This is a genomic window from Actinomadura verrucosospora (assembly GCF_039540335.1).
GTDB classification, from domain to species: domain Bacteria; phylum Actinomycetota; class Actinomycetes; order Streptosporangiales; family Streptosporangiaceae; genus Spirillospora; species Spirillospora verrucosospora.
Genome location: NZ_BAABEV010000010.1, coordinates 172,034 through 197,983, shown reverse-complemented (window position 1 = coordinate 197,983; position 25,950 = coordinate 172,034). Strand labels below are relative to the sequence as shown.

Here is a 25,950-nt window from a genome sequence, read left to right as displayed (position 1 = left end):
GCGGTCAGCGGGCCTGGTCGTCGCGGTGCGGCGCCTGCTTGGCGAAGGTCAGGAAGTCGCGGGCGGCGGGCGGCAGCCGGCGGTGCGCGTGCACGAGGCCGATCATGCGGGTGAGCGGCGGCATGAAGGAGCGGACCGTCACCCCTTCGGTGTCGTCGATCTGGTTGCGGTACCAGAGTAAGGAGCCCCGCCCGGCGCGGACCCAGCCGAGCCACGCGCCGCGCTCGTCGGACTCCACCGCGGCGACCGGCCGCGCGCCGATCCGCCGCAGCATCGTGTCGATCTCCGCGCGGCGGGCGCCGCCGCGGGCGGGCAGGACGAGCCGCATGCCGTCCAGCGCGGCGGGCGGCACCGGTTCGCGGACCTTCAGCGCGCGCGGGGAGATCAGCACCACCTCGCGCTGCTCGAACGGGTGCGCGGTCATGTCGCCGGGGACGGGGAGGTCGGTCAGCGCCAGGTCGGCGCGGCCCCCGCGCAGCACCGCCGCGATCTGGTCGCGGTCCGCGCAGCGCACCACCCGGACCCGCACGGCGGGCTGGTCGCGCGCGAAGCGGGGGATGAGGCCGCCGGTCAGCTCCGGCTCCAGCGACGCGGTGACCGCGATGCGCAGCTCCGCGCCGCGCCCGTCGGCGCGCGTGACCGCCAGTCCCTCGATCGCGTCGACGGCGTCCAGGGCGACCCGGGCCTGCCGGACGACCTGCTCCCCGGCGGGCGTGAGGACGACCCCGCGCCCGGACCGCGCGAACAGCTCCAGGCCGAGCTCGCGCTCCAGTTCGCGTACCGCCCGCGACAGCGCGGGCTGGGCCACGTAGAGGGCTTGGGCCGCCGACGTCATCGTGCCATGGTCGGCGGTCGCCACGACATAGCGCAGCTGCCGCAGATTCATGCACTGACCGTATGCCAACGAACCGCTCCGGTCCTGGACATAGCCGGATTAGGACCGGGAATCAGCGGACCGGTCCGGCGATCAGCCCCCGGGTCCGGGCGGGGTGCTCCCGGCGCGCCCGGCCGGGACGGTCTCCGGCTCGGGCTGCAGCTGCGGCGCGCCCACCCCGCACTGGCGCCGGCATTCCGGCTGGACCGGTTCCCCGGACGGCGTCCGCAGCGCGTCGTCGCCGACGGTGAGGAAGGACAGCACGGCCCCCGCCGCCAGGAGACCGGCGCATGTGATCATCGCCAGCCGGTACCCGTGCGAGAAGTCCACCGGGTTCTTGAAGGCGTCGCCCGTCAGCCCCGCCAGGGGCGGGATCGCCGCCACCGCCAGCAGGCCGGCGGCCCGCGCCACCGCGTTGTTGACGCCGCTGGCCACCCCCGCGTGGCGGACGTCGGCGGTCGCCAGGACCGTGGCGGTCAGCGGCGCGACCACCGCCGCCAGCCCCAGCCCGAACACCACCACGGCCGGCAGGACGTCCCGGACGTAGGAGGCGTCCGCGCCGATCCGGCCCACCAGGAGCATCCCGAGGGCCGCCACGACCAGGCCGACGGTCATCGGCAGCCGAGGGCCGATCTTCTGCGCGAGCGCGCCCGCTCGGGCCGACAGCAGCAGCATCAGCACGGTGACCGGCAGCAGCGCCGTCCCGGCCGCGATGGGCGAGAACCCGGTGACGACCTGGAGGTTCAGGACGAACAGGAAGAACATCACGCCCATCCCGCCGTACATGATGAACGTGACGACGTTGACGGCTGAGAACTGCCGCGAGGAGAACACGTCCAGCGGCAGCATCGGCTGTGGCGCCTCGCGGTCCGCCCGTCTGCGCGGCCGCCCGCGGAGACGTTCGAGCAGCACGAACGCGACGGCCGCCGCCAGCCCGGCGATCGCGGCGGCGGCGATGACCGGCGGGGACGCGCCCCCGCCGGGCGCCTCCGTCAGCGCGTACGTCGTCCCCGCCAGGGCCAGCGCCGCCAGGGCCGCGCCGAGCACGTCGAAGCGCCCGTGGGCCTGCGGGTCGACGCTCTCGGGGACGTGCCGGACCGCGACCAGCACCACGACGGCGGCGAGCGGAACGTTCAGCAGGAACACCCACCGCCATCCGGCCGCCTCCACGAGCCAGCCGCCCAGGAACGGGCCGATCGCGCCGGCGACGCCGCCGAGGCCCGACCAGGCGCCGACCGCGCGGGGGCGGTCGTCGGCCGTGAACGACGCCTGGATGATCGCCAGCGAGCCCGGGGTGAGCAGCGCTCCGCCCACGCCCTGCAGCGCCCGCGCCATGACCAGCGTCTCGACGTTCGGCGCCACGCCGCACAGCACCGAGGCGACCGCGAACCACACCGTGCCGATGAGGAAGATCCGGCGGCGTCCGAACCGGTCCCCGAGGGAGCCGCCCAGCAGGATGAAGCCCGCGAGCGTGAGCGTGTAGGCGTTCACCGTCCACTGGAGCCCGGCCATGTCGGCGTTCAGGTCGCGGGCCAGCCTGGGCAGCGCCACGTTCACGACGGTGGAGTCGAGGAACGCCACGCTCGATCCGAGCACCGTCGCCAGCAGGATCCAGCGTCCCGGCCCGGTGCCCAGCCGGACGTCCGGCATCAGACGATCAGTTCGTCGACGAAGCACCAGCGCCAGTCCTCGCCCGGCTCGAACGAGCGGACGATCGGGTGCCCCTCCTTGTGGAAGTGCCCGCTGGCGTGCCGCATGGGCGAGGAATCGCAGCATCCGACATGGCCGCAGCTCAGGCAGAGCCGCAGGTGGACCCAGCGTGTTCCCTCTCTGAGGCAGTCCTCGCATCCCTGGGGTGTGTTCGGGGACGGATCCTCGATCGGAAGGGACTGCACGTGCTCACAGGTGGCCATACCTGAATCGTGCCACGGCCGTGGTAACCGGATTACCAATGGTCGGGGCTGAACGGCTCGTCCTCGGGGCGCGCGGACCGCGACAGCAGCCGCAGGTCCGACTCGACCATCATGGTCACCAGCCCCTCGAAGGTCACCTCGGGCTCCCAGCCGAGCTGCTCGCGGGCCTTCTTCGGGTCGGCGCACAGCAGGTCGACCTCGGCCGGACGCGTGTACTTGGCGTCCAGGACGACGTGGTCCTGCCAGTCCAGGCCCGCGGTGCGGAAGGCGAACTCCACCAGCTCGCGCACCGACTGGGTCTGGCCCGTCCCGATGACGTAGTCCTCCGGGGAGTCCTGCGCCAGCATCATCCGCATCGCCCGGGCGTAGTCGCCCGCGTAGCCCCAGTCGCGGCGGGCCTCCAGGTTGCCGAGACGCAGCTCGGTCGCCAGGCCCAGCTTGATGCGGGCGGCGCCCAGCGACACCTTCCGCGTGACGAACTCCGCGCCCCGGCGCGGCGACTCGTGATTGAACAGGATCCCGCTCACCGCGAACATGCCGTAGGACTCGCGGTAGTTCTGCGTGATGTAGTGGCCGTAGCTCTTCGCCACCCCGTAGGGGCTGCGCGGGTGGAACGGGGTCTTCTCGTTCTGCGGCGTCTCGCGCACCATCCCGAACATCTCCGAGGACGACGCCTGGTAGAAGCGGATCTGCCCGTCGCCCGGCGTGCGGGACGGGCTGATCCCCGACACCACCCGGATGGCCTCCAGCATGCGCAGCACGCCCATCCCGGTGACCTCGGCGGTCAGCTCCGCCTGCTGCCACGACATCGGCACGTAGGAGATCGCGCCCAGGTTGTAGACCTCGTCGGGCCGCACCCGCTCCACCGCCGAGATCAGGCTGCCCTGGTCCAGCAGGTCCCCGGTGGTGATCTGCACGTCGCCGATGTGCTTGCGGAGCCGCGACACATGGGGGTTCGCCTGCCCCCGCACCAGGCCCCAGACCTCGTATCCCAGCTCAAGCAGATGCTCGGCCAGATACGAGCCGTCCTGTCCGGTGATGCCGGTGATGAGTGCTCGCCTGGACAGCGGATCCTCCATGGCTGAAATAGGTCCGACGCGGGCCCGCCGCGGGCCCAAACCCGCCGCGAGCGTGATTTATGAGGTTACCGACCAGGCCACGTCCATGACGAGGGAGGGCACCGTTTGAACCGAATTCCCTTCTGGTTCGCCCGCCCCCGGCCGCCCGGTACTGGTCACAGCGTCCAACAAGGACGCCGTCGGCAGACTCTAGGCCACCCCGCGGACAAGCCCGGACCCGCCACCGCGGCCCCGTCTGGACGGTTGCGATCGCGTCCGAAGGCAGTTTCGAGCCTGCGAGAAACTGATCGCGCAGGGAGCCTCTGGGCGAGCCGGAGCGATGCAGATTTCGCCCGCAGTGTTCTGGCGTCGGGCGCCCCCAGGCGCCCGGCGCCAGAACACTGCGATCAGACCGCGCGCTGGCGGGCGCGGTAGGCGGCGACGTGCATGCGGTTGCCGCAGGTGCGGCTGTCGCAGTACCGGCGGCAGCGGTTGCGGGACAGGTCCACCAGGACGCGCGAGCAGTCCGGGGCCTCGCAGGTGCGCAGCCGGTCCAGTTCGCCCGCGGCGACCACGTAGGCGAGCGCCATGCCGCAGTCGGCGGCCAGGTGCTCGCCGAGAGGCGCGCCCGGCGCGAAGAAGTGCACGTGCCAGTGGTAGCCGTCGTGGTCGGTCAGATGCGGCGTGGTGCGGACCTCGCCGACGATCTCGTTGATCCGCCGGACGGCGGAGGGGACGTCCCCGGAGCGGAACACCGCGTGGAAGCGGCTTCGCAGCTCCAGTACGCGGGCCAGGTCGGCGGCGGTGAGCTCGCCCACGTCGCTGAAGGCGTTGCGGTCCACGAACTCCCGCAGCCCGGGCAGCCCGCCGAGCTCCTCCGCACCGGACGCCGCCGCGCTCGTGTTGATCAGGTCGACGACGACGGCGAGCGCGTGCTCGGTGTCATGAGTGAAGATCACGATGACTCCAGTCTCGGGGGACCCGGGCGGTCGGGCGCCCGGCGTCGTCGCCGGGGCCGGGACGCGGCCCGTGGCCCCCACCCTATGACGGGAACCGCGCACGTCGGCGCCCACCCCGCCAGGACACGCTGGCGCCCACGGCGCCGGATCCGAACGGAACGTTCCATCCCGTGGCTCGCCTCCGCGACTACCCCGCCGCTTTCCGGCAAGGACCATCGCCGTGGAGGAGGACCGGCTCTTCGTCGTCTTCCTGGCCGTCGCCGTCGTGGTCCTGCTGGCCCGCGGGCTGGCCGGGCGGCTGCGCGTGCCGGACGCCATCGTGCTCGTCCTGCTCGGCCTGGCGGCCGGGTTCGTGCCGGCGCTGCCCGCGGTCGTCGTCCCGCCCGAGGTGGTGCTGCTCGGGTTCCTGCCGCCGCTGCTCTACCACGCGGCGTTCTTCACCGCCCCGCGCGAGGCCCGCGCCGATGCCGTGCCCATCTTCGCGCTGGCCTTCGGCCTGACCACCGTCACGACCGTCGCGGTGGCCGCGACGCTGCACGTCCTGCTGCCGGACGTCGGCTGGACCGCCGCGCTGGCGTTCGGCGCCGCGGTGTCGCCCACCGACCCGGTGGCGGCGACGGCGGTGATGCAGCGGCTGGGCGCGCCACCGCGGATGGTCACCATCCTGGAGGGCGAGAGCCTGATCAACGACGGCGCCGCGCTAACGATCTTCGGGCTGGCGGTCGAGGCGCTCGGCACCGACTTCACCGTGGCGCACGGTGCGGCCCGGGTGGCCCAGATCGTGCTCGGCGGCGTGGCCTACGGGCTGGTCGTCGGCGTCGTCATCCGCCGGATCCGGCGCTGGATCAGCGATCCCGTCAGCCAGATCATCGTCTCCCTCGTCACGCCCTACGTCGCCTTCATCCCCGCGGACCGGTTCGGCGCGTCCGGAGTGCTCGCGACGGTCGTCGCGGGGTTCTCCATCGGCACGCACGGGGAGGGTTTCCTGCAGCCCGCCTCGCGCCTGGCCGGCACCACCTTCTGGCGGATCCTCACCTTCCTGCTGGAGTCGGCGCTGTTCGTCCTGCTCGGCCTGGAGATCCGCGAGATCGTGCGCGCCCCGGGCGGCCGGACCTGGGGGACGGTGGTGGCGGTCGCGCTCGCGGTGTCGGCCGTGGCCATCGGCGTCCGGCTGCTCTGGCAGCTCGGCAACGGGCCGCTCGCCCGGCTGGTGCCCGGCGGCCGGCGCAGCCAGGCCGACCTCGGCCTGCGGGAGCGGCTCGTCATCGGCCTCGGCGGCATGCGCGGAGCGATCTCACTGGCCATCGCGCTGTCGCTGCCCATCGGCCTCGGCGGCGAGCGCGGGCTGCTGGTCCTGCTCGCCGCGCTCGTCGTGCTGGTCACGCTGGTCGGGCAGGCGCCGCTCCTGCCGCTCCTGCTGCGCCGGCTCGGGCTGATCGAGCCGGAACGGCGGCGCACGGAGTCGATGCTCGCCCGCAAGGCGGGGCTCCAGGCGGCCCCGGCCCGGCTGGACGAGCTCGCCGAGGAGGGCGAGGTCGACGACCAGACGGCCGAGGCCTTCCGGCAGATGCTCGAACTGCGCCTCGAACGCGTCCGGTACTTCCTGGACCGGGAGGGCGCCGAGGGGCCACGCCCGCCGGACAGCAGCCGCGTCCGCACCGAGCTGGTCATGGCGCAGCGCGCCAGGCTCCAGGCGCTCTACCGCAAGGGCCGGATCGGCGCCGAGACGCTCCGCGAGATCGGGCGGGAGCTCGACTTCGAGGACCCCGTGGCGGTGAGGCGGCCGCCCTCCTGAACCCGGTCCCGCCGCCGTGGCCGGGGCGTCAGCGCTCGTAGTGGGGGTCGGCGACGACGGGGTAGTAGGCGTCGGTGTGCTGGATGCGCATCGTGACGGCCGAGCCGTCCAGGGCGTAGTCGGCCTTCACCTGGCGGAACATCGAGTCGCTCGCCCACGGGTTGTAGAGCCGCCCCACCGTGGCGCCGTACCGCAGGTGCACGACGTCGTAGCCGCCGGACGGCATCGACTCCAGCGCGAGCCCGTCGGCGAGGGAGATCGCGAACCGGAACTCCGTGGGCGCGTCGGGGCCGTGGATCACCGTGAGCAGGCGCACCCCGCCGGCCGTCGTCTGCGCGACGATGTCGGTGTCGACGTCCACTCCGACGAAGACCCGCAGGCTCGGGCGCAGCACCTGGGCGACGGTGTCGGCCGCGGCGACGTCGATCCCGAGGTGGATCCGCTGCCCGTCCCGGGTTGGCACCCACACTCCGTCACGGGCGCGCTGTCCCCAGGCGACGTCGGGGTTCTCCATCTCCTGGGGCTCGTTCTTGCCTCGCGCGACCAGAATCCTGGAAGCGGCGCTCATCGCCGCGGCAGCCCCGTCCCGTGCATGCCTCATGGCGGGCCCCCTCGCCTTCTTCCATCACCGCGTGACTTCGCGCTCGTCCTGGGTTTACCACGGGCGGGGCGGACAGGACCCCCGATGGTCTGTCGCCGGTCGATTCGCGACGTTCGCCCCGTGCGTCGTTGGACCTTACACCACGCTTATACGCGCCGGTCGGGCCGGGCGCTGATCCTTCTCCCGCCCTGCTCGCGGCGCCGTGACGGTGCGCGCCCGGGGCCTCACGCAGCGGTCCGCGGGCCGCCCGGCGACCGGGCGGCCCGCGGACCGTGCTCCCCCTCAGACGAGCGCCGGCTCACCCACCGTGACGCTCGCCGACAGGTCGTCGAGCACCTCGCTCAGACGGTCCAGGGCCGCCGCGATCCACGGCAGGGACGCCGGGGCGGGCGAGGCCAGGGCCGCGAGGCGCTGCTCGTCGTCCTCTCCGTAGAGCAGGCTCGGCGCCACCCGCATGCGCAGCGCCGCCGGGGCGTCCCCGAACGAGCTGCCGGGCAGGACGCCCATTCCGTACCGTTCCAGGAGAAGGTGCGTGAGGTCCGCGCCCGTCCGGATGCCGTGGTCGGCCTCCAGCTTGTCCCGCATCGGGCCGAAGTCGGGATAGAGGTAGAAGGCCGCTTCCGGACGCACGACCCGCGCGCCGGCCGCGGCGAACCGGTCGGCGACCGCGCCGGCGACGGCGCCGTGCAGGCGCCTGCTGCGGTCGACGTGCTCGACCAGCTCCGGCGGCTCGGCGAACGCGAACGCGGCGGCGTGCTGCATCGGGGCCGGAGCGCTGGACCAGATCTCGCTGGCCACCCCGAGCAGGCTGTCGCGCAGCGCCCGGCCGAACGGCCCGTCCGGCAGCCGCGCCACCCCGATCCGCCATCCGCCGGCCGCCAGGCTCTTGCTCAGCGCGGTCGTCACGACGGTCCGCTCGGGGGCGTACCGCGCCGGGCTCGGCACCGTCGTGCCGGGCACGTGCACCAGGTCGCGGTAGATCTCGTCGGAGATGACGACCAGGTCCTGTTCGCGCGCGACCGCGCACAGCCGCCGCACGGTGGCCTCGGAGGCGATGGTCCCGGTCGGGTTGTCCGGGAGCGTCACCACGACGGCCCGCACGTCGCGGCCCCGGGCGCGGGCCCGCACCACCGCGTCGGCCAGAAGCGCCGGGCTCGGGACGCCGCCCTCGCCGGGAGGCGTCGCCACCCGGATCGGCTCCACGCCCGCCAGCGACGCCTGCGCCGCGTAGCTCACCCAGCTCGGGGCCGCCACGACGACGTCGCCGCCCAGCGCGGTCAGCAGGGCGAACAGCAGCGGCTTGCTGCCGGGGCCCGCGACGACCGCGGCGGGGTCGGTGGGCAGCCCGCGGCGGGCCCAGTATCCGGCCGCGGCGGCGCGCAGCGCGGCACTCCCGGCCACCGGGCCGTAACCCCCCTGGCCCGCGGCGGCGCCGAGCTCGCGGGTCAGGGCCGGATGTATCGGTATCCCGGCTTCTCCGAAGCCGAGGGGAAGCACGCGCTCCCCCCTCCTGCGCTTGCTGGCGAGCGCCTCGTTGACCGCGAGCGTGGCGGACAGGGGGACCGGGCGCGGCTCGAACGACAGCGGCCGGACGGCTGAGGGCAGGTTCTGGGGCATGAGCACTCCATTAGGGCATGACAGATTCACGGAGGGTAATCGTGGAATCCCCGTGTGTTGCGACCCGGCCGGGTTCGACTAACTCTTGCCCTCAACGAGCATCATTACAAGCGAGTCTCGCCGATGCTGACCGTAAGATGGGCTGATGCTAGAGCTGCGCCGCCTGCGGCTTCTCGCCGAGTTCTCCCGCCGCGGCAGCATCGCCGCCACCGCCGCCGCCCTGGGCTACACGCCCTCGGCGGTCTCCCAGCAGCTGGCCGCCCTCGAACGGGAGGCCCGCGTCCCGCTGCTCGACCGGACGGCGCGCAGCGCGGAGCTGACCGACGCCGGCCGCCGCCTCGCCGAGCGCGCCGAGGAGATCCTCGGCCTCGTGGAGACGGCCGAGGCGGAGCTGTCCGCCCAGGCCGACGCGCCCATGGGCCGGGTCGTGGTCACCGCCTTCCCGACCGCGGCCGTCGCGTTCGCCCCCGCACTGGCGCAGAGCCTCGGCGACCATCCCGGGCTCACGTTCGTGCTCCGGCAGACCGCGCCCGGCACCGGCATCCGCCAGGTGCAGAACGGCGAGGTCGACATCGCGCTGATCGACGACTGGACGGGGAAGGTCCCCGACCAGTCGCCCGCGGCGCTGGAGTTCTTCCACCTGCGCCGCGACCCCCTCGTCCTGGTCGTCCCGGACACCCATCCCATGGCCCGTCCGGACCGGCCGGTCGAACTGCAGCGGCTGCGGGACGAGCCGTGGATGGCGGCGCCGGCCGGGGAGCCGTCGCGGCAGGCCGTCGAGCGGCTTCTGGACACGGTCGGCGGCGCCCGCCCTGTACCGTGGGAGTTCGAAGGCCTCCACACGATCCTGAGCCTCGTGGCCCGCGGCATCGGTATCACCGCGGTGCCGGCGCTGGCGCTCGCCGCCGGCGACCAGGGCGTGGCGGTCCGGCGCATCCCCGAATGCAGGCTGGCCCGAGAGGTCTACGCCGTGACCCGCACCGCCAGCGTGCGCAGGCCGTCCGTGGCGGTCACCCTGCGCGCGATCTACGCGGCCGCGAAAGAGGTCCAGATCACCGCGCCCGAGTCCTGAAAAGGGTTTGGGGATACCCGGAAGAAGTCCCTCGTGACCTCTGCCGGAACGCGGAAATAAGCCGGAGAGGCGGGTTCGGGCCTGGCCGCATCCGGCCTTGATTCGCACCAAGGGGGCGTCGAGGCCGAACTAACAGGGGAAACGGCTGCGCGGGGACGGATCCGTCGAAACCGGACGGACGCGCGCGGATCATCACGTACGGTGGGGCGAATCGTGAGCACATCCGAGACCATGTACACCGATCGGGGAGCGCAGCGCTCGATGGAACGACCGGCGACCATGACAGCGGAAGAACCACCAGGCCTGGTGCGGGCACCGAAGCCGCAGGACGGCCAGGGGGCCGCGGGTGGCCACCACATCTTCGAACTGCCGCGGGTGACCGCGCTGCTGATGCACGCGCTCCCGCGCTTCGTCGAGGGGGTCATCGCCCCCGTCGCGGTCTTCTACGCCGCCCTCGTGGTCCTCGGCCTGAACGGCGCGCTCGTCGCCGCCGTCGCCTGGGTGTACGGCGGGATCGTCTACCGGTACGTGCGCGGGCACCCGGTGTCGGGGATGCTCATGCTCGCCGCGGTCGGCGTGACCGTCCGCGCCGCCCTCGCCGCCGCGACGCACAGCGCCGTCGTCTACTTCCTCCAGCCGACCCTCGGCACGCTCGCCGTCAGCATGGCCTTCCTCGCCTCGGTGCCGCTCCGGCGGCCGCTCGCGATGAAACTCGCCAAGGACATGGCGCCGATCCCCGACGCGTTCTACAAGAACGCCCGGGTCCACCAGTTCTTCCTGCGGATCTCGCTGCTGTGGTCGGCGGTGCTGCTCACGAACGTGGGCGTCAGCCTCTGGATGCTCTTCAACGAGTCGATCAGCATGTACCTGTGGTTCCGCACCGGCATCGTCGCGGGCCTGGGAGCGGTCGGCATCGCGATCTCGGTCTGGGGCTTCAAGCGCGTGGTGCGCCACGTCAACCGCGAGCCCGCTGCGGCGGCCGCCCCCGCGATCGCCCCCGCGGCCGGCGCCTGACCGCGCCGTCTTCGGCCCCCGTTCGTCCCCTCTGTCCTCCTCTCACCCTGCTCTGACCGTGCTCTGACCCTCTCTGAGCAGCGAATCTCCGCTGATGTCCGAACCTGGGCGTGATTCGGGGCGTCTCCATCCTTAGATAGATTTCACCTACACGGGGTGAATGTTTGAGGTTGGGGGAGTCAGTGGTGACAAAGGGTCGGTTGGGGCCTGTGGTGGCCGGCGGGACGGGAGCGCTGGCGCTGCTCGTGACCGGCTGCTCGATCGGGGGCGAGGGCAAGCTCGCCTCGGGCGGGTCGGACACGACCGTGACGATCACGCCGGCGAACGGGACCGCCCAGGTCAAGCCGGACGGCACGATCGAGGTCAAGGCCTCGGGCTCGAAGCTGAGCAACGTCACCGTCCAGGGCGGGGGCGCCGCGATCTCGGGGAGCTACGGGGACGGCCGCAAGACGTGGCGTTCCACCCGCACCCTGACCCCCGGGACGTCCTACACGGTCACGGCCCAGGCCGGCGAGGGCGGCAAGGCCCGCACGGTCACCAGCTCGTTCACGACGCTGAAGCCCGCCCAGACGCTGTCGATCGCGGACATCACCCCGAACCTCGCCGGGGAGAAGGTCGGCGTCGGCATGCCGATCTTCGTCCGGTTCAACCGGCCGGTCGCCGACAAGGCCGCGGTGGAGCGGACGCTGCGCGTCAGCCCGGAGAAGCCGGTCGAGGGCGCCTGGCGCTGGGTCGGCTCCGACCAGGTCATCTACCGGACCAAGACGTACTGGCAGCCGCACCAGACGGTCCGCTTCCAGGCCGACCTCGCCGGGGTCAACGCGGGCGGCGGCGTGTACGGGGCCAAGGACGCGCGGGCGACCATCACCATCGGCGCCGCGCAGATCACCACCGGCGACATCGGCGACCACCACATGACGGTGACGCGGGACGGCGAGAAGCTGCGCACCGTGCCGTTCAGCGCCGGCAACGGCCAGACGCGGGAGTTCACCACCACCAGCGGCGTCCACCTCCTGATGGAGAAGGGCAACCCGGTCACGATGACGTCCCCCGGACGCAAGGAGGGGGACGCGGGCTACTACAAGACCGTCGTGAACTACGCGGTCCGCTTCTCCAACAGCGGCGAGTACGTGCACTCCGCGCCGTGGTCGGTCGGCTCCCAGGGCTCGGCGAACGTCAGCCACGGCTGCCTGAACGTCAGCCCCGCCAACGCCAAGTGGTTCTACGACGTCATGCAGCGCGGCGATGTGATCAAGCTGACCGGGACCGACCGCGAGGTCGAGTGGGACAACGGCTGGAGCGTCTGGCAGCTCTCCTTCGACAAGTGGCGGGAGGGCAGCGCGCTCCGCTGAGTCGGCTGCCGGGGGCGGGGGAGGGGCGACGAAACCTCCGTCTTGCAACGCTTTGATCTCAGCCACCCGCAAAAACCCTGGGACATGGCATGATCGTCGACTTTTGTCGCTAATGTCGCTCTGGTAGACGGCGGGGTTCTGGAGGTCAACGGTGCAGCGGAGGCTTTCCGCAGGGGTTCGGGCTGGCGCGGGAATGGCGGGGGTCGTCCTCCTCTTCACGACGGCCTGCAGCGGAGGAGAGAAGGACTCCGGCGTCACCGTCGGAGAGAAGGGCGACGCGAGCGTCCCGCAGGTGACGATCAACCCGGGCAACGGCAACACCAAGGCCAGGCCCGAGGACGGCGTCGTCGTCACCGCCGCGGGCGGGACGCTCGAACAGGTCTCGGTCACGCTCAAGGGCAAGCCCGTGGACGGCACGATGGCCGCCGACAAGACCAACTGGAAGTCGCGCACGCTGCGCCCCGGTGCCAAGTACCAGGTCACCGCGGTCGCCAAGAGCCCCAAGGGCAAGACGGCCACCGTCAACGCCGTGTTCGCCACGCTCAGGGCCGCCGGCGAGCTCAGCATCGTCGACATCACGCCGAGCAAGAACGAGAAGGTCGGCGTCGGCATGCCGATCCAGGTGGTCTTCAACCGGCCGGTGGCCGACAAGAAGGCCGTCGAGAGCGCTCTCGAGGTCAAGTCGACCACGCCCGCCACCGGCGCCTGGTACTGGCTGAACGACACCACGGTGATCTTCCGTACGAAGAACGGGACCTGGTGGGCGCCCAACCAGCAGGTGACCTTCACCGCCAAGCTGGCCGGGGTGAGGTCGGGCAAGAGGACCTACGGCTTGACGGACTACACCCGCGGGTTCCGCATCGGCGACGAGCACATGGTCAAGGTCAGCACCAAGACGCACAAGCTCGTCGCCACCAAGAACGGCAAGAAGATCCGCAGCTGGGGGATCAGCGCCGGCCGCGGCGGCCGCGTCGTCAACGGCGTCGACACCTACCTCACCACCAGCGGCATCCACCTGACCATGGGCAAGGAGAATCCGGCGATCATGACGTCGGAGTGGATGGGGGTCAAGCCCGACGACAAGGCCAACGGCGGCTACAAGGAGGTCATCCCGCACGCGGTGCGGATCTCCAACAGCGGCGAGTACATCCACTCGATGGCCGCCACGACCTGGGCGCAGGGCCGCCAGAACGTCAGCCATGGCTGCCTCAACTCCCCGCCCGCCGCCGCCCGCTGGTACTACCAGTGGTCCTACCGCGGCGACCCGGTGATCATCACCGGCACCAAGCGCAAGCTGGACCCGATGAACGGCTGGAGCTACTACCAGATGTCGTGGGACCGGTGGGTGAAGGGCAGCGCCCTCGACCGAACCGTGACCACCGGCTGACCATGGCCGGGCCCCGCCCCGGGAACGGCCCGGACACGGCCGTCGGCGATCGGGGACCCGGTGAAGGAGCCAGCGCACCCGCTGCGACTGCGGCGCCGCCTCCGGCGCAGGGCGCACCGCGTCCTGCGCCGCGCGGCGCTCTGGACGCTGCGCCCGCTGCGGCGAAGGCGCCAGCCGCCGCCCGGTGACCGGCTCCGCGTCCGCGTCCTGCTGCAGAACGCCCACGGGACGGGCGGGACGATCCGCACGGTGCTGAACCTGTGCGGCCACCTGGCCCGCGACCACGACGTCGAGATCGTCAGCGTGCTGAAGCGGAGCCGGAGGCCCTTCTTCCCGCTCCCCGCCGGGGTCACGGTCACCTACGCCGACGACCTCCTGGGGCCCAAGGGGCGTTCGGCCCGCCTGCTGTCCAGGCTGCCGAGCCTCCTGACGCCGGCGGACGAGGCGTCGTTCCGCCACATGAGCCTCTGGACGGACGTGTGCCTGCTGCGCCGCGCCGTCTGGCGCGCGGCCCCGCCCGACGTGCTCATCGGGACCAGGCCGTCCCTCAACCTCCTGGCGGCCGAGCTGGCGCCGGCCGGGGTGGCGACGATCGGCCAGGACCACATGCACCTCGGCGCCTACCGGCCCGTCCTCCGGCGGCAGATCGTCCGCGCCTACCGCCGGCTCGACGTCGTCACCACGCTCACCGAGGCCGACCGCGCCGAGTACGAGGCGGCGCTCGCGGGGTCCCCCGTGCGCGTCGTCCGCATCCCGAACGCCGCGCCCGCGCTGCCGGAGCGGCCGTCGCAGCGCGTGCACAAGGTCGTCGTGGCGGCCGGGAGGCTCGTCCACGCCAAGGGTTTCGACGTGCTCCTGCGCGCGTTCGTGCCGATCGCCGCCGAGCACCCGGACTGGACCCTGCGGGTCTTCGGGGGCGGGCCCCGGCGCGACCGGCTCCGCGCGCTGATCGACGACCTCGGCCTCGGCGGGCGGGCCGAGCTGTGCCCCCGCACCCGGGACCTGCACGGGGAGATGGGGCGGGCGGCGGTCTACGCGCTGTCGTCGCGCCGCGAGGGCATGCCCATGGTCGTCATCGAGGCCATGGGGATGGGGCTGGCGGTCGTGGCGTTCGACTGCCCGACCGGGCCGGCCGAGATGATCGTCCACGGCCGGGACGGGCTGCTCGTCCCCGCGGGGGACGTGGACGCCCTGACCGCGGCGCTCCGCGCGGTGATCACGGACTCCGGCCTGCGGGACCGCCTGGGCGAGGCGGCCCTGCGGTCCGCGCGGGCCCACCACCTGGACCGGATCGGCCCCCGGTGGTCCCGCCTGATCCGCGAGCTCGTCCCCGCCGCCCCGCCCCCGCGGCGGGCCCGGCGGGCCGGCGTCAGCCCCTGAGCAGGCCGCGCACGTAGGCGGCCTGGCCCGCGTGCTGGAGGTCGTCGGAGACCACGCTGACCAGCCGGACCGCCAGCGTGACCGGCGGATCCCACGCCCGGTCGACGATCCGGGGGAGGTCGGCGTCGGTCAGCGCGGACACGTATCGGACGGTCCGGGCGTGGACGGCGTCGTGATAGCCCGTGAGCAGGTCGGCCTCCACCCGGACGGCGGCGACGTCGTCCGGAGTGTGGCCGTATCCGGTGTCGGAGGCGTCGAACGGAAGGGCGAAACGGTCGGCCCAGCCGTCCCGCGTCCACACCTGGCCGGTGCCGGCGACCCCGGCGACGTGGTCGTCCTGGATACGGGTGAGGTGCCAGACGAGCCACGCGATCGAGTTGGCGTCCTCGGCGGGGCGGCGGGCGAGCTGCGGCCCGCTGAGGCCTCCGACCGCCCCGTGGACGACCTGCCGGATCCGGTCGAACGCGTCGGTGAGCAGTTCAGCACTGGTCATTGGTCCGACGCTACCGTGGCCCGGCCAGGCCTCCAGGCTCCGGCCCCCGCATCCGGACGCGTCGGGAGCGGGATTTCGGCGTTCCGCTTGATACTCCTTGTGATCGATACGATCCTGACTGTAGTCGATCGGGAGGTCATCCGCCGCGGCGACGACCCGCCCACCGGGGCGCGCCCGCGGACCACGGCGTGACGGCGCGCACCCGTGCCGTTGGAAGGGGGACCGGGGGTGAACGGCTCCGCGTTCGTGCACCAAGGCTGCGTCTACTCCAGCGACGACGAGTTCTTACGGATGGCGGTCCCGTTCATCGACGAGGGGCTCCGGCGGGAGGAGCCGGTGCTGGTGACCACCACGCCCGTCAATCTCGGCCTGGTGCGGACCGCCCTCGGCCGGCACGCCCGCAACGTCGACTACGCCGAGTCCGCGTCCTTCGGCCGCCGCCCGCCGCAGCGCGTCGCCGCGTTCACCGGCTACCGGCACCGGCATCCCGGCGCCGCGCGCGTCCGCATCCTCGCCGAGCCCGTGTGGGCCGGACGGTCGGCCCGGCAGGTCGAGGCGTGGGAGTGCATGGACTCCGCCCTCAACGCGGTCCTGGCCGGCACCGGCATCCACATGGTCTGCCCCTACGACGCCCGCACCCTCGAACCGGAGATCGTCGGCAACGCCCTGCGCACCCACCCGCACATGGTGGACGGCACCGACGTGGCCGCGAGCCCGGGGTACACCGAGCCGGTCGCCTTCGTCCGCGACCGGGCGGCGCCACTGGCCGCCCGCCCGGACGACGCCGTCACCGTGCCGTTCACCGGCGACCTGGCCCGGATGCGGCACACCGTCGTGCTGGAGACGGCGCTGCTCGGGCTGTCCGGTGAGCGCTTAATGATCTTCGCGGCGGCGGTCGGCGAGATGCTCACCGGCGTGCCCGGCGCCGGGGGCCGCCGCCCGAGCGTCGCGCTGTGGGGCCGGCCCGGGGAGGTCGTCTGCGACGTCGACCTGCCCGCCACCGCGTCCCTCGATCCCTTCATCGGCCTCCACCCGCCGACGCTCGATCCGCGGCCGGGCGACGGCATCTGGCTCGCCCGGCAGATCTGCGACCACCTCGACGTGCGGTCCGGGCCGAGCGGCACCACGGTCCGGCTGCACACCCCGACCCTGCGCGACACCGACACCGACACCTGCGGCGGCGCCGGTGCCTGACCCGGGTCCCGGTGCCTGAGCCGGGCGTCCGCGCAGTTGGCGGGCCACCGAATGGGTAGGCGACCGGCATGAGCACTCCCGCGCCCGACCGGCGCCCGCCCGACCGCGGGTTCGCGGCAGAACTGCGCGACGCGGTGACGCTCCGCGCGTTCGCCCTGATCAGCGGGGTCCTGCTGCTGCAGTTCGGGTTCATCCTGTCCTACATCGGCGCGTTCCATTCGCCGGCTCCGCACCGCGTCCCCGTCGCGGTGGTCGCGCCGCCGGCCGTGGCGGGCCAGGTCGTCGCGCGGGTGAACGCGCTGGAGGGCGCACCGCTGAAGGCCCGCACGGCGCCCGGCGCGCAGCAGGCCCGCCGCGACATCCTGCACCGGGACGTCGACGCGGCGATCATCGTGAACCCGCGCGGCGGCACCGACACGCTCCTGGTCGCCTCCGCCGCCGGCCCGGCGCTCGCCGGCACCGCGACCGACGTGGCGCACCGGCTGGAGACCGCCCAGGGCCGGCAGGTGACGGTCGTCGACATCCGGCCGCCCGGCCCCAAGGACGGCCGGGGCCTGTCCTCCTTCTACCTCGTCATCGGCTGGGTCGTGGGCGGCTACCTGGCGGCGGCGATCCTCGCGGTCGCGGGCGGCGCCCGCCCGGCCAACGCGCGCCGCACGGTCATCCGGATGGGGGCGCTCGCCCCGTACGCGGTCGTGTCGGGGCTCGGCGGCGCCCTCATCGCCGGTCCGCTCCTCGGTGCCCTTCCGGGCCACTTCTTCCCGCTCTGGGGGATCGGGGCGCTCGTGGTCTTCGCCGCGGCGGCCGCCACCGCCGCGCTCCAGACGCTGTTCGGGCTCGTCGGGATCGGCCTGGCGATCCTGCTGTTCGTCGTCCTCGGCAACCCCAGCGCCGGCGGCGCCTACCCGGTCGCGCTCCTGCCGCCGTTCTGGCGCTCGATCGGCGGGTGGCTTCCTACCGGCGCGGCCACCACCGCCGTCCGCAACACCGTCTACTTCTCCGGCAACGCCACGGCGCACGCGCTTTGGGTGCTGGCAGGGTGGGCGCTCGCCGGGGCGGTCGTCGCCCTGGCCGTGTCCGCGCTGCGCCCGCGGACGACCGCCCCGGCCGAGGGGGTCGCCTCAGCCCGGAGGGCTTGACGCCGGCAGCCGGACGGTCACGACGAGGCCGCCCCCGGGGCGCGGCGACGCGGTCACCGTGCCGCCGTGGGCCGTCGCGGTCGCCCGGACGATCGACAGCCCGAGGCCCGAGCCGCGGTCGGAGCGCACCCGGTCGTTGCCGAGCCTCCGGAACGGCTCGAAGATCGTCTCGATCTCGTAGGCGGGGACCGTCGGGCCGGTGTTGGCGACCGTGAGCTCGGCCCAGCCGTCCCGGACCCGGGTGGCGACGTGCACCTCGCCGCCGTCGCGGTTGTGCCGGATCGCGTTCTCCACCAGGTTCTGCACGAGCCGCTCCACCAGCACCGGATCGCCGGAGGCGGGAGCCGGGCCGAGCAGGCGGTCCGCGGTCACGCCGCGGCCCTCCGCCTCGGCGGCGGCCTGCCGCAGGACGTGCCCGGCGACGTCCGCGAGGTCGAGCGGCCCGGCGTCGACCACGACGTTCTCGGTCCCGGCGAGGGTGAGCAGCCCGTCGATGAGCCGCTCGTGCCTGCCGTTGACGACCAGCAGCGACTCGCCGAGCCGCTTGACGTCGTCGGTGGCGTCCGGGCGCCGCACCGCCACGTCGACCAGCGTCCGGTTGATGGCGAGGGGGGTGCGCAGCTCGTGGGAGGCGTTCGCGACGAACCGGCGCTGCCCGTCGAACGCCCGCGCCAGCCGGCCGAGCATGGTGTCGAAGGTGTCGGCCAGCTCCTTGACGTCGTCGCGCGGGCCCTCGTAGGCGATCCGCTCGGTGAGGTCGTGGCTGCGCGCGACGCGGCGGGCCGTCTCGGTGATCGCGTGCACGGGGCGCAGGGCCCGGTCGGCGAGAAGCCAGCCGAAGCCGAGCCCCGCCGCGCCCACCAGGCCGAGCGCGATCCCGCCCTGGGTGAGCAGCGCGTTGAGAGTTTCCCGCTGGTAGTCCGCACGCCCCTTGATCAGGGCGCCCTGCACGCGCCGCACGGTGAGGTCCGACTCCTTCCCGGGCATCGGAGCGGCCTCCTTCACGGCCGCGGGTCCCGCGGCCGTGAAGACGCGGTCCTGCGCGGGTTCCCCCTGCCTCTGGAGACTGTTCTGGACGAGAAGGTAGGTCAGGCCGAGCAGCACGATGCCCGCGCCGAGGAACAGGCCCGTGTAGAGGATGGTCAGCCGCAGGCGGATCGTCGGCCGCAGCCGGCCGGCGAACCCCGCGGTGCTCGCGGCGCTCATGGGATCCGGTACCCCACTCCCGGGACGGTCTCGATGACCGGGGGATCGCCGAGCTTGCGGCGCAGCTTCATCAGCGTCACCCGGACGGTGTTGGTGAACGGGTCGGTGTGCTCGTCCCACACCTTCTCCAGCAGCCGCTCGGCGGACACGATCGTCCCGTCGGCGCGCAGCAGCTCGGCCAGCAGCCCGAACTCCTTGCGCGCCAGGTGGACGTACCGGCCGTCGCGGTACACCTCCTGGCGGGACGGGTCGACCCGGATCCCGGCGCGCTCCAGCGCCGGCGGGGCCGCCGGGCGGGCCCGCCGGCCGAGCGCGAGGATCCGCGCCACCAGCTCCTCGAACGCGAACGGCTTGGTGAGGTAGTCGTCGGCGCCGATGCGCAGCCCGTCGACCCGGGCCGGGACGGTGACGGCGGCGGTGAGCATCAGCACCCGCACGAGCGCGCCGGACTCCACCACCGCGCGGCACACGTCGTCGCCGTGCACGACCGGCAGGTCCCGGTCGAGGACGAGCACGTCGTAGTCGTGCACGCCGAGCCGCTCCAGCGCGGCGTCCCCGTCGTAGACCACGTCCACGGCGAGGGCCTCCGCCCGCAACCCCTCGGCGATCGAGTCGGCGAGCATCCGCTCGTCCTCGGCGATCAGTACCCGCACGTCCGCCACCCCTGCCGCTCCTTCGGACCCGCCCCCCGGCGCGTCCCGCCGCCCCAGCTTCGGGCAGCGGGCGTAACGCCGGCATAACGCGATCCGGTTACGCCGGGGTTACCGGCCGGAGGCTGGACTTGCGGTCGCCGCCGGCGCACCGCCCGGCGGAGACGACGAGGAGACGACCCGATGCGACGACGTATGCTCGCCGCGCTGGCGCTCGCCCCCGCCCTGGCCATCGGCGCGCAGGGCTGCGGGGGCGGGGACGGCGGGGGCGGCACCGCCAAGGCCGCAAGCGACGACCAGAAGATGCGCGAGTTCGCCCGGTGCATGCGCGCCAACGGGGTGGACATGCCCGACCCGAAGAACGGGCGGATCGAGATCCGGGCGTCCGCCAGGCCGGGCGGCCCCCGCAAGGGCGGCGGGCCGGAGACCGACGGCAGGATCCAGGCGGCGCAGAAGAAGTGCGCGCACCTGATGCCGAACGGCGGCAAGCCGCCCAAGCCGAAGCCCGAGGAACTGGCGAAGATGCGCGCGTTCGCCAAGTGCATGCGCGACAACGGCGTCGGCGCGTTCCCCGACCCCGAGCCGGACGGCGGCATCAAGATCCAGGCCGGGAAGGGCACGGGGGTGAACCCCGAGAGCCAGAAGTTCAAGAACGCGCAGAAGGTCTGCGCCAAGTTCTCGCCCGACGGCGGCAAGGGACCCGTGACGAGCCGGGGCGGCGACTAGTGGCCAGGACGCGCACCATCGTCCTCGGCGCGGCCGGGGCGGTCGTGGCCGGCGGCGCGGGGCTCGCGACGGTCGGCCTCGGCGGCGGCGGCGACACCGCCGCCGCCCGCAGCGCCCTCCCGCCCGCGACGGCGGCGATCGAGCGCACCACGCTCACCGAGACGCAGGACGTGGACGGCACGCTCGGCTACGGCGGGACCCGCACCGTCGCCGGCGCCGGGCGCGGGACCCTCACGTGGCTGGCGGGTCCCGGCTCGGTCGTCTCCAGGGGCAGGGCGGTGTACCGGGTCGACGACAGGCCGGTGCCGCTGCTGTACGGCAGGCTGCCGCTGTACAGGACGCTCGCCGAGGGGACGAAGGGCTCCGACGTCCTGCAGCTCGAACGGAACCTGCGGGCACTCGGCTACACAGGGTTCACCGTCGACAGGACCTACGACGCCGCCACCGCGGCGGCCGTGCGGCGCTGGCAGGACGCCCTCGGCGTCGGCGAGACCGGCCGGGTCGCCCCCGGCGCGGCCGTCGTCGCGTCCGGCCGGATCCGGATCGCCGAGCGCAAGGCGAACGTCGGCGACCGCGTCGGCGGGCCCGTCCTCACCTACACCGGCACGACCCGGGTCGTGTCCGTCGACCTGGACGTCGAGTACCAGCGGCTCGCGAGGAAGGGCGCGGAAGTGGAGATCGAACTGCCGTCCGGAGACACCGTCACGGGGCGGATCTCCTCGGTCGGGAAGGTCGCCAAGGAGGGGGCGCAGGACCAGCCGACCACCGTGGAGGTCGAGATCGCGGTCGCCGGCCGCGCGAAGCTCGGCTCCTACGACAAGGCGCCCGTCGAGGTGCACCTCACCGCGAACCGGCATCCCGGCGTCCTCGCCGTGCCGGTCGGCGCGCTGATCGCCCGGGGCGACGGCGGCTACGCCGTCCAGGTCGTCCAGGACGGGCGGGTCCGCACGGTGCCCGTCGAGACCGGGGTGTTCGCCGGGGGCCGGGTCGAGATCTCCGGACCGGGCCTCGCGGAGGCCATGAAGGTCGGGGTGCCGGCATGAGCCCGGTCGTGGAGCTCAGGGAGGTCACCAAGACCTATCCGGGCGGGGTCACCGCGCTCGACGCGGTGTCGCTGACCGTCGCGGAGCGCGAGCTCCTCGCGATCGTCGGGCCGTCCGGATCGGGGAAGTCGACGATGCTGCACCTGCTCGGCACGCTCGACCGGCCGAGCGCCGGCACCGTCCTCGTCGAGGGCGGGGACGTGTCGCGGCTCACGGACCGGCGCCTGTCCGCGCTGCGCGCCCGGCGGATCGGCTTCGTGTTCCAGCAGTTCCACCTCGCCGCCGGCGTGAGCGCGCTCGACAACGTCGCCGACGGGCTCCTGTACGCGGGCGTTCCGCAGCCGCAGCGGCGCCGCCGGGCCCGCCACGCGCTGGAGCGCGTCGGGCTCGGCCACCGGCTCGGCCACCGGCCGCACCAGCTGTCGGGCGGCGAGAGGCAGCGGGTCGCGATCGCCCGCGCCGTGGTGGGGGAGCCCGCGCTGCTGCTGGCCGACGAGCCGACCGGCGCGCTGGACTCGGCGTCGGGCGCGGGCGTCCTGGACCTGCTGCGCGAGCTGTCCGGCGGCGGGACCACCGTCGTCCTGATCACGCACGACCGGGACATCGCGGCGCTGCTGCCCCGGCAGGTGCGGATGCGCGACGGCAGGATCGTGCACGACGACGCACGGGTGGGGGCGCCGTGAGCGGGAGGACCGCCTCCGGGGACGCCCCGGCGAGGCTCGGCCCCGGCGACGTGCTGCGCGTCGGCGCCGCCGGTCTCAGGTCCCGGCCGACGCGGGTGTTCCTGTCCGCCCTCGGCATCGCGATCGGCATCGCCGCGATGATCGGCGTGGTCGGCATCTCGACGTCCAGCCGGGCGCAGCTGCAGGCCACCCTCGACCGGCTCGGCACGAACCTGCTCACGGTCGGCCCGGGCCGCGACCTGTTCGGCGGGGACGCCGCGCTGCCCGAGGAGTCGGTCGGCATGGTGGCGCGGATGCCGGACGTGCGGTCGGCGTCGGCGACGGCGAAGCTGGAGGACACCTCCGTCTACCGCAACGACCACATCCCGGAGGGGGAGAGCGGCGGCATCAGCGTCCTGGCGGCCCGCCTCGACCTGCCGCGGACCGTCGGCCTCACCATGGCCGCCGGCACCTGGCTCAACGCGGGCACGGCGCAGTACCCCGCCGTCGTCCTCGGGTCGGCGGCGGCCGACCGGCTCGGCGTCTCGACGCCGAACACGCAGGTGTGGCTCGGCTCCCAGTGGTTCACCGTCGTCGGCGTCCTGGAGCCGAACGGGCTGGCGCCGGAGCTGGACTCGGCCGCGCTCGTCGGCTGGGACGCCGCCGCGTCCCGCCTCGGCTTCGACGGCCACCCGACCACCGTCTACACGCGGGCCCGCAAGGACGCCGTGGAGAAGGTGCGGGACCTGCTCGCGGCGACCGCGAACCCGCAGGCCCCGAACGAGGTCGAGGTCAGCCGGCCCTCGGACGCGCTGGCCGCGCAGCAGGCCGGCGACCGGGCGTTCACCGGGCTGCTCCTCGGCCTCGGCGGCGTCGCGCTGCTGGTCGGCGGCGTCGGCGTCGCCAACACGATGGTGATCTCCGTGCTGGAGCGCCGCGCCGAGATCGGCCTGCGCCGCAGCCTCGGCGCGACCCGGGGCCAGATCCGGCTCCAGTTCCTCGCCGAGTCGCAGATGCTGGCCGTGCTGGGCGGCGTGGGGGGCGTGGCCGCGGGCATCGTGGTCACCGCCGTCTTCGCCGTGACGCAGGGCTGGCCGACCGTCGTCCCGGTGTGGGCGATGGCCGGCGGCATCTTCGCCACCCTCGTCATCGGTGGCGTCGCGGGTCTCTACCCCGCACTACGCGCAGCCCGCCTGGCCCCCACGGAAGCACTGGCGGCCCCGTGACCACGACGTGCCACGGGGCCGCTGCCCCTGAGAAATCAGCGCACGCCGTAGAGGTGCTCCAGGGCGAGCTGGTCGAGGTGCTCGAAGGCGGTGCGGCGGGCGCCGAGGGCCTCGGCGTCGGCGGTGGCGTCGCGGACGGAGCGCCAGTCCTCGCCGTCGGCCAGCGTGGGCTGGGCGAGCTCGTCCAGCTTGGCCTCGCGCAGGGCGTCCTGGACGTCGGGGTCGGCGCGGAACGCGCGGACCTTCTCGCGCAGGATCAGCCAGTTGCGCATGCACGCGGCCGCCGACTCCCACACGCCCCGGTCGTCCTCGGTGCGCGGCGGCTTGAAGTCGAAGTGGACCGGGCCGTCGTAGTCGCTCTGGTCGATCAGGTCGACGACCCAGAACGCGCCGCGCGCGTTCCCGGCGCCGAACCGCAGGTCCTGGTCGTAGCGGGGGCCGTGCTGCCCGTTGAGGTCGATGTGGAACAGCTTGCCCTGCCACAGCGCCTGGGCCAGGCCGTGCGCGTAGTTCAGCCCGGCCATCTCCTCGTGCCCGACCTCGGGGTTCAGGCCGACGGTGTCGGGGCGCTCCAGGGTCTGGATGAACGCGAGCGCGTGGCCGATCGTGGGGAGCAGGATGTCGCCGCGCGGCTCGTTCGGCTTCGGCTCGATCGCGAAGCGCAGGTCGTAGCCCTGGTCGGCGACGTAGGCGCCGAGGACGTCGAACGCCTCCTTGTAGCGGTCCAGCGCGGCCCGGACGTCCTTGGCGGCCCCGGACTCGGCGCCCTCCCGCCCGCCCCAGCAGACATAGGTCCGGGCGCCCAGCTCGGCGGCCAGGTCCAGGTTGTCCATGACCTTGCGCAGCGCGAAGCGGCGGACGTCGCGGTCGTTGGCGGTGAACGCGCCGTCCTTGAAGATCGGGTGGCCGAACAGGTTCGTGGTGGCGGTGGTGACGACCAGGCCGGTCTCGTCGAGGGCCTTGCGGAACGCGTCGATCGCGCCCTGCCGCTCGGCGGGCGAGGCGTCGAAGTCGAACACGTCGTTGTCGTGGAAGTTCACGCCGTAGGCGCCGATCGCGGCCAGCTCGCGGACGGCGCGGTCGGCGGGCATCGGCGGCCGGGTGCCGGGGCCGAACACGTCGACGCCCTGCCAGCCGACGGTCCAGACGCCGAACGAGAAGCGGTCCTCGGGCGTGGGCGTGTAGTCGCTCATGGGGTTCTCTCCCTCAGATCTGCGGGGCGGTGTCGCGCAGCGCCGCGTAGCGTGCGCGGACCCCGGCGTCGGTGCGGTCGGCGGTGTGCTCGGTCGCGGGCGGCGCCGGCCAGGCGGGCGGCCGGGGCGTCCCGGCCAGGGCCCAGGCCGCCTGGCGTGCGGCGCCGAGCGCGACGTACTCGGCGGGCTCGGGGACGGTCACCGGCGTCCCGAAGATCGCGGGGGCGAGGGCGCGGACGGCCTCGGCGCGGGCGCCGCCCCCGATCAGCAGGACGCGGCGCGGCCGGACGCCCTGCGCGGCGAGGTGGTCGACGGCGTCGGCGAGCGAGCACAGCAGCGCCTCCACGGCGGCCCGCGCGAGGTTCTCCCGCGTGGCGTTGGCGGTGGTGAGCCCCGCGAGCACGCCGCTGGCGTCCGGCCGGTCGGGGGTGCGCTCGCCGTCCAGGTAGGGGAGCAGCGTCAGGCCGCCCGCGCCGGGCTCGGCGGCGAGGGCCAGCGCGGACAGCTCCTCCAGCGAGGCCCCGGTCATCGCGGCGGCGGCCGACAGGATCCGCGCGGCGTTCAGCGTGCAGACCAGGGGCAGGTACCGGCCGGTGGCGTCGGCGAACCCGGCGACCAGCCCGGAGGCGTCGGCCGCGGGCTCCGAGGCGACCGCGAACGCCGTGCCGGAGGTGCCGATCGACACGACGACGTCGCCGGGCTCCAGCCCGAGCCCGAGCGCGGCGCCCATGTTGTCGCCGGTGCCGGGGCCGAGCGCCGCGCCCCAGGCCGTCTCGCCGACGCGCTCGCCGGGAGCGGCGACGCGGGGCGTCCGGGCCTCGTGCCCGAGCGCCGCGCGCAGCAGGTCCGGCAGGTACGCGCCGGTCGCGGGGGACCAGTAGCCGGTCCCGGACGCGTCCCCCCGGTCGGTCACCGGCTCGGACGCGCCGAGCCGCAGCGTCAGCCAGTCGTGCGGGAGCATGACCTGCTCGGTGCGGCGCGCGTGGCCGGGCTCGTGCTCGGCCATCCAGCGCAGCTTGGTCACCGTGAACGACGCGAGCGGCACGCTGCCGGTCCGCTCCGCCCAGGCCTTCGCGCCGCCGAGCTCCTCGACGAGGGCGCGGGCCTGCGGCGCCGAGCGCGTGTCGTTCCAGAGCAGGGCGGGCCGGACGGGCTCGCCGGCGCCGTCGAGCGCGACCATGCCGTGCTGCTGCGCGGCGACCGCCACCGCGTCGGCGCGTTCGAGCAGTTCCCTGACCTGGCCCAGCGCGCGCCACCAGTGGTCGGGGTGGCATTCGGTGCCGTCCGGATGCGGGGCGGAGGCGGCCGCGACCACGGCGCCGTCCGCGGCGCGGCACAGCACGGCCTTCGTCGACTGCGTCGAGGAGTCGACGCCCGCGACCAGGCTCTCGGGCAT

General features: G+C 73.9%; 24 protein-coding genes. 12 read left to right on the top strand and 12 right to left on the bottom strand.

Annotated elements, in window-relative coordinates:
- Positions 1–4: 4 nt before the first annotated feature.
- The 5 genes from ABD944_RS14480 to ABD944_RS14460 form a co-directional block, all read right to left on the bottom strand.
- Positions 5–886, bottom strand: coding sequence for a LysR family transcriptional regulator (locus tag ABD944_RS14480; RefSeq protein WP_345176319.1), 882 nt, complete (start codon positions 884–886; stop codon positions 5–7).
- A gap of 81 nt (positions 887–967) precedes the next feature.
- Positions 968–2,524, bottom strand: coding sequence for an MFS transporter (locus ABD944_RS14475; protein WP_345176317.1), 1,557 nt, complete (start codon positions 2,522–2,524; stop codon positions 968–970).
- Positions 2,524–2,787 carry a ubiquitin carboxyl-terminal hydrolase 14 gene (locus ABD944_RS14470; RefSeq protein ID WP_345176315.1) on the bottom strand — a complete coding sequence of 88 codons (264 nt, stop codon included), beginning with the start codon at positions 2,785–2,787 and terminating at the stop codon, positions 2,524–2,526. Before ABD944_RS14470 ends, ABD944_RS14475 begins: the two co-directional genes overlap by 1 nt.
- Positions 2,788–2,819: 32 nt before the next feature.
- Positions 2,820–3,854, bottom strand: a complete 1,035-nt coding sequence (locus ABD944_RS14465; protein ID WP_345176365.1) for a GDP-mannose 4,6-dehydratase — start codon at positions 3,852–3,854, stop codon at positions 2,820–2,822.
- Between the two features lie 398 nt (positions 3,855–4,252).
- On the bottom strand, positions 4,253–4,804 hold the full coding sequence (locus ABD944_RS14460; protein ID WP_345176313.1) for a CGNR zinc finger domain-containing protein: 552 nt from the start codon (positions 4,802–4,804) through the stop codon (positions 4,253–4,255).
- A gap of 220 nt (positions 4,805–5,024) precedes the next feature.
- Between ABD944_RS14460 and ABD944_RS14455 the strand changes: the two genes are divergently transcribed.
- Complete coding sequence (locus ABD944_RS14455; protein ID WP_345176311.1) at positions 5,025–6,599, top strand: Na+/H+ antiporter; 1,575 nt, start codon at positions 5,025–5,027, stop codon at positions 6,597–6,599.
- 28 nt (positions 6,600–6,627) lie between these two features.
- Here ABD944_RS14455 and ABD944_RS14450 read toward each other — a convergent pair whose 3' ends face one another.
- Positions 6,628–7,200: a hypothetical protein gene (locus tag ABD944_RS14450; protein WP_345176309.1), complete on the bottom strand. Its 573-nt coding sequence runs from the start codon at positions 7,198–7,200 to the stop codon at positions 6,628–6,630.
- 282 nt (positions 7,201–7,482) lie between these two features.
- Positions 7,483–8,817 (bottom strand): pyridoxal phosphate-dependent aminotransferase, encoded by a 1,335-nt coding sequence (locus ABD944_RS14445; protein ID WP_345176307.1) that lies wholly within the window; start codon positions 8,815–8,817, stop codon positions 7,483–7,485.
- Positions 8,818–8,962: 145 nt separating this feature from the next.
- Between ABD944_RS14445 and ABD944_RS14440 the strand changes: the two genes are divergently transcribed.
- From ABD944_RS14440 to ABD944_RS14420, 5 genes are all read left to right on the top strand, one after another.
- Positions 8,963–9,889, top strand: a complete 927-nt coding sequence (locus ABD944_RS14440) for a LysR family transcriptional regulator (protein ID WP_345176304.1) — start codon at positions 8,963–8,965, stop codon at positions 9,887–9,889.
- A gap of 279 nt (positions 9,890–10,168) precedes the next feature.
- Positions 10,169–10,903, top strand: a complete 735-nt coding sequence (locus ABD944_RS14435; RefSeq protein ID WP_345176302.1) for a VC0807 family protein — start codon at positions 10,169–10,171, stop codon at positions 10,901–10,903.
- Positions 10,904–11,112: 209 nt separating this feature from the next.
- A complete protein-coding gene (locus tag ABD944_RS14430) occupies positions 11,113–12,255 on the top strand; it encodes a L,D-transpeptidase (protein WP_345176363.1) in 1,143 nt (380 codons plus the stop codon).
- A gap of 193 nt (positions 12,256–12,448) precedes the next feature.
- Positions 12,449–13,642 (top strand): L,D-transpeptidase, encoded by a 1,194-nt coding sequence (locus ABD944_RS14425; protein WP_345176301.1) that lies wholly within the window; start codon positions 12,449–12,451, stop codon positions 13,640–13,642.
- A gap of 60 nt (positions 13,643–13,702) precedes the next feature.
- Positions 13,703–15,022 (top strand): glycosyltransferase family 4 protein, encoded by a 1,320-nt coding sequence (locus ABD944_RS14420; protein WP_345176300.1) that lies wholly within the window; start codon positions 13,703–13,705, stop codon positions 15,020–15,022.
- Here ABD944_RS14420 and ABD944_RS14415 read toward each other — a convergent pair.
- Positions 15,012–15,515 (bottom strand): mycothiol transferase, encoded by a 504-nt coding sequence (locus tag ABD944_RS14415; RefSeq protein ID WP_345176298.1) that lies wholly within the window; start codon positions 15,513–15,515, stop codon positions 15,012–15,014. The two genes, ABD944_RS14420 and ABD944_RS14415, sit on opposite strands and share 11 nt — an antisense overlap.
- Positions 15,516–15,743: 228 nt before the next feature.
- Here ABD944_RS14415 and ABD944_RS14410 point away from each other — a divergent pair, with 228 nt between their 5' ends.
- Positions 15,744–16,709: an anti-sigma factor RsbA family regulatory protein gene (locus ABD944_RS14410; RefSeq protein ID WP_345176297.1), complete on the top strand. Its 966-nt coding sequence runs from the start codon at positions 15,744–15,746 to the stop codon at positions 16,707–16,709.
- A 68-nt stretch (positions 16,710–16,777) separates the two neighbouring features.
- Complete coding sequence (locus ABD944_RS14405; RefSeq protein ID WP_345176295.1) at positions 16,778–17,848, top strand: ABC-2 transporter permease; 1,071 nt, start codon at positions 16,778–16,780, stop codon at positions 17,846–17,848.
- On the opposite strand, the gene ABD944_RS14400 is transcribed toward ABD944_RS14405, so the two are convergent.
- Both ABD944_RS14400 and ABD944_RS14395 read right to left on the bottom strand, forming a co-directional pair.
- Positions 17,831–19,054, bottom strand: coding sequence for a sensor histidine kinase (locus tag ABD944_RS14400; RefSeq protein WP_345176293.1), 1,224 nt, complete (start codon positions 19,052–19,054; stop codon positions 17,831–17,833). The genes ABD944_RS14405 and ABD944_RS14400 overlap by 18 nt on opposite strands.
- Positions 19,051–19,707: a response regulator transcription factor gene (locus ABD944_RS14395; protein ID WP_179834554.1), complete on the bottom strand. Its 657-nt coding sequence runs from the start codon at positions 19,705–19,707 to the stop codon at positions 19,051–19,053. The genes ABD944_RS14400 and ABD944_RS14395 overlap by 4 nt, the downstream gene beginning before the upstream one ends.
- A 180-nt stretch (positions 19,708–19,887) precedes the next feature.
- Here ABD944_RS14395 and ABD944_RS14390 point away from each other — a divergent pair, with 180 nt between their 5' ends.
- Genes ABD944_RS14390 through ABD944_RS14375 form a run of 4 tightly spaced genes read left to right on the top strand, consistent with a single transcriptional unit; the run spans position 19,888 to position 23,361 of the window.
- Positions 19,888–20,430, top strand: a complete 543-nt coding sequence (locus ABD944_RS14390; protein ID WP_345176290.1) for a hypothetical protein — start codon at positions 19,888–19,890, stop codon at positions 20,428–20,430.
- Positions 20,430–21,473: a peptidoglycan-binding protein gene (locus ABD944_RS14385; protein WP_345176288.1), complete on the top strand. Its 1,044-nt coding sequence runs from the start codon at positions 20,430–20,432 to the stop codon at positions 21,471–21,473. The genes ABD944_RS14390 and ABD944_RS14385 overlap by 1 nt, the downstream gene beginning before the upstream one ends.
- Positions 21,470–22,156: an ABC transporter ATP-binding protein gene (locus ABD944_RS14380; protein ID WP_345176286.1), complete on the top strand. Its 687-nt coding sequence runs from the start codon at positions 21,470–21,472 to the stop codon at positions 22,154–22,156. Before ABD944_RS14385 ends, ABD944_RS14380 begins: the two co-directional genes overlap by 4 nt.
- The gene (locus ABD944_RS14375) at positions 22,153–23,361 is read left to right on the top strand and encodes an ABC transporter permease (protein ID WP_345176284.1); all 1,209 of its coding nucleotides are present in this window, start codon (positions 22,153–22,155) and stop codon (positions 23,359–23,361) included. Before ABD944_RS14380 ends, ABD944_RS14375 begins: the two co-directional genes overlap by 4 nt.
- Positions 23,362–23,396: 35 nt before the next feature.
- Here ABD944_RS14375 and xylA read toward each other — a convergent pair whose 3' ends face one another.
- Positions 23,397–24,554, bottom strand: coding sequence for a xylose isomerase (xylA, locus tag ABD944_RS14370; protein ID WP_345176281.1), 1,158 nt, complete (start codon positions 24,552–24,554; stop codon positions 23,397–23,399).
- Positions 24,555–24,567: 13 nt separating this feature from the next.
- Positions 24,568–25,950 (bottom strand): xylulokinase, encoded by a 1,383-nt coding sequence (gene xylB, locus ABD944_RS14365; protein ID WP_345176279.1) that lies wholly within the window; start codon positions 25,948–25,950, stop codon positions 24,568–24,570.

Bases quoted from the DNA above. Each gene is read 5' to 3' on its own strand.
- ABD944_RS14480 (WP_345176319.1), bottom strand. From the start codon at position 886: ATGAATCTGCGGCAGCTGCGCTATGTCGTGGCGACCGCCGACCATGGC.
- ABD944_RS14475 (WP_345176317.1), bottom strand. From the start codon at position 2,524: ATGCCGGACGTCCGGCTGGGCACCGGGCCGGGACGCTGGATCCTGCTG.
- ABD944_RS14470 (WP_345176315.1), bottom strand. From the start codon at position 2,787: ATGGCCACCTGTGAGCACGTGCAGTCCCTTCCGATCGAGGATCCGTCC.
- ABD944_RS14450 (WP_345176309.1), bottom strand. From the start codon at position 7,200: ATGAGGCATGCACGGGACGGGGCTGCCGCGGCGATGAGCGCCGCTTCC.
- ABD944_RS14445 (WP_345176307.1), bottom strand. From the start codon at position 8,817: ATGCCCCAGAACCTGCCCTCAGCCGTCCGGCCGCTGTCGTTCGAGCCG.
- ABD944_RS14440 (WP_345176304.1), top strand. From the start codon at position 8,963: ATGCTAGAGCTGCGCCGCCTGCGGCTTCTCGCCGAGTTCTCCCGCCGC.
- ABD944_RS14435 (WP_345176302.1), top strand. From the start codon at position 10,169: ATGACAGCGGAAGAACCACCAGGCCTGGTGCGGGCACCGAAGCCGCAG.
- ABD944_RS14425 (WP_345176301.1), top strand. From the start codon at position 12,449: ATGGCGGGGGTCGTCCTCCTCTTCACGACGGCCTGCAGCGGAGGAGAG.
- ABD944_RS14415 (WP_345176298.1), bottom strand. From the start codon at position 15,515: ATGACCAGTGCTGAACTGCTCACCGACGCGTTCGACCGGATCCGGCAG.
- ABD944_RS14405 (WP_345176295.1), top strand. From the start codon at position 16,778: ATGAGCACTCCCGCGCCCGACCGGCGCCCGCCCGACCGCGGGTTCGCG.
- ABD944_RS14400 (WP_345176293.1), bottom strand. From the start codon at position 19,054: ATGAGCGCCGCGAGCACCGCGGGGTTCGCCGGCCGGCTGCGGCCGACG.
- ABD944_RS14390 (WP_345176290.1), top strand. From the start codon at position 19,888: ATGCGACGACGTATGCTCGCCGCGCTGGCGCTCGCCCCCGCCCTGGCC.
- ABD944_RS14380 (WP_345176286.1), top strand. From the start codon at position 21,470: ATGAGCCCGGTCGTGGAGCTCAGGGAGGTCACCAAGACCTATCCGGGC.
- xylA (WP_345176281.1), bottom strand. From the start codon at position 24,554: ATGAGCGACTACACGCCCACGCCCGAGGACCGCTTCTCGTTCGGCGTC.
- xylB (WP_345176279.1), bottom strand. From the start codon at position 25,950: ATGCCCGAGAGCCTGGTCGCGGGCGTCGACTCCTCGACGCAGTCGACG.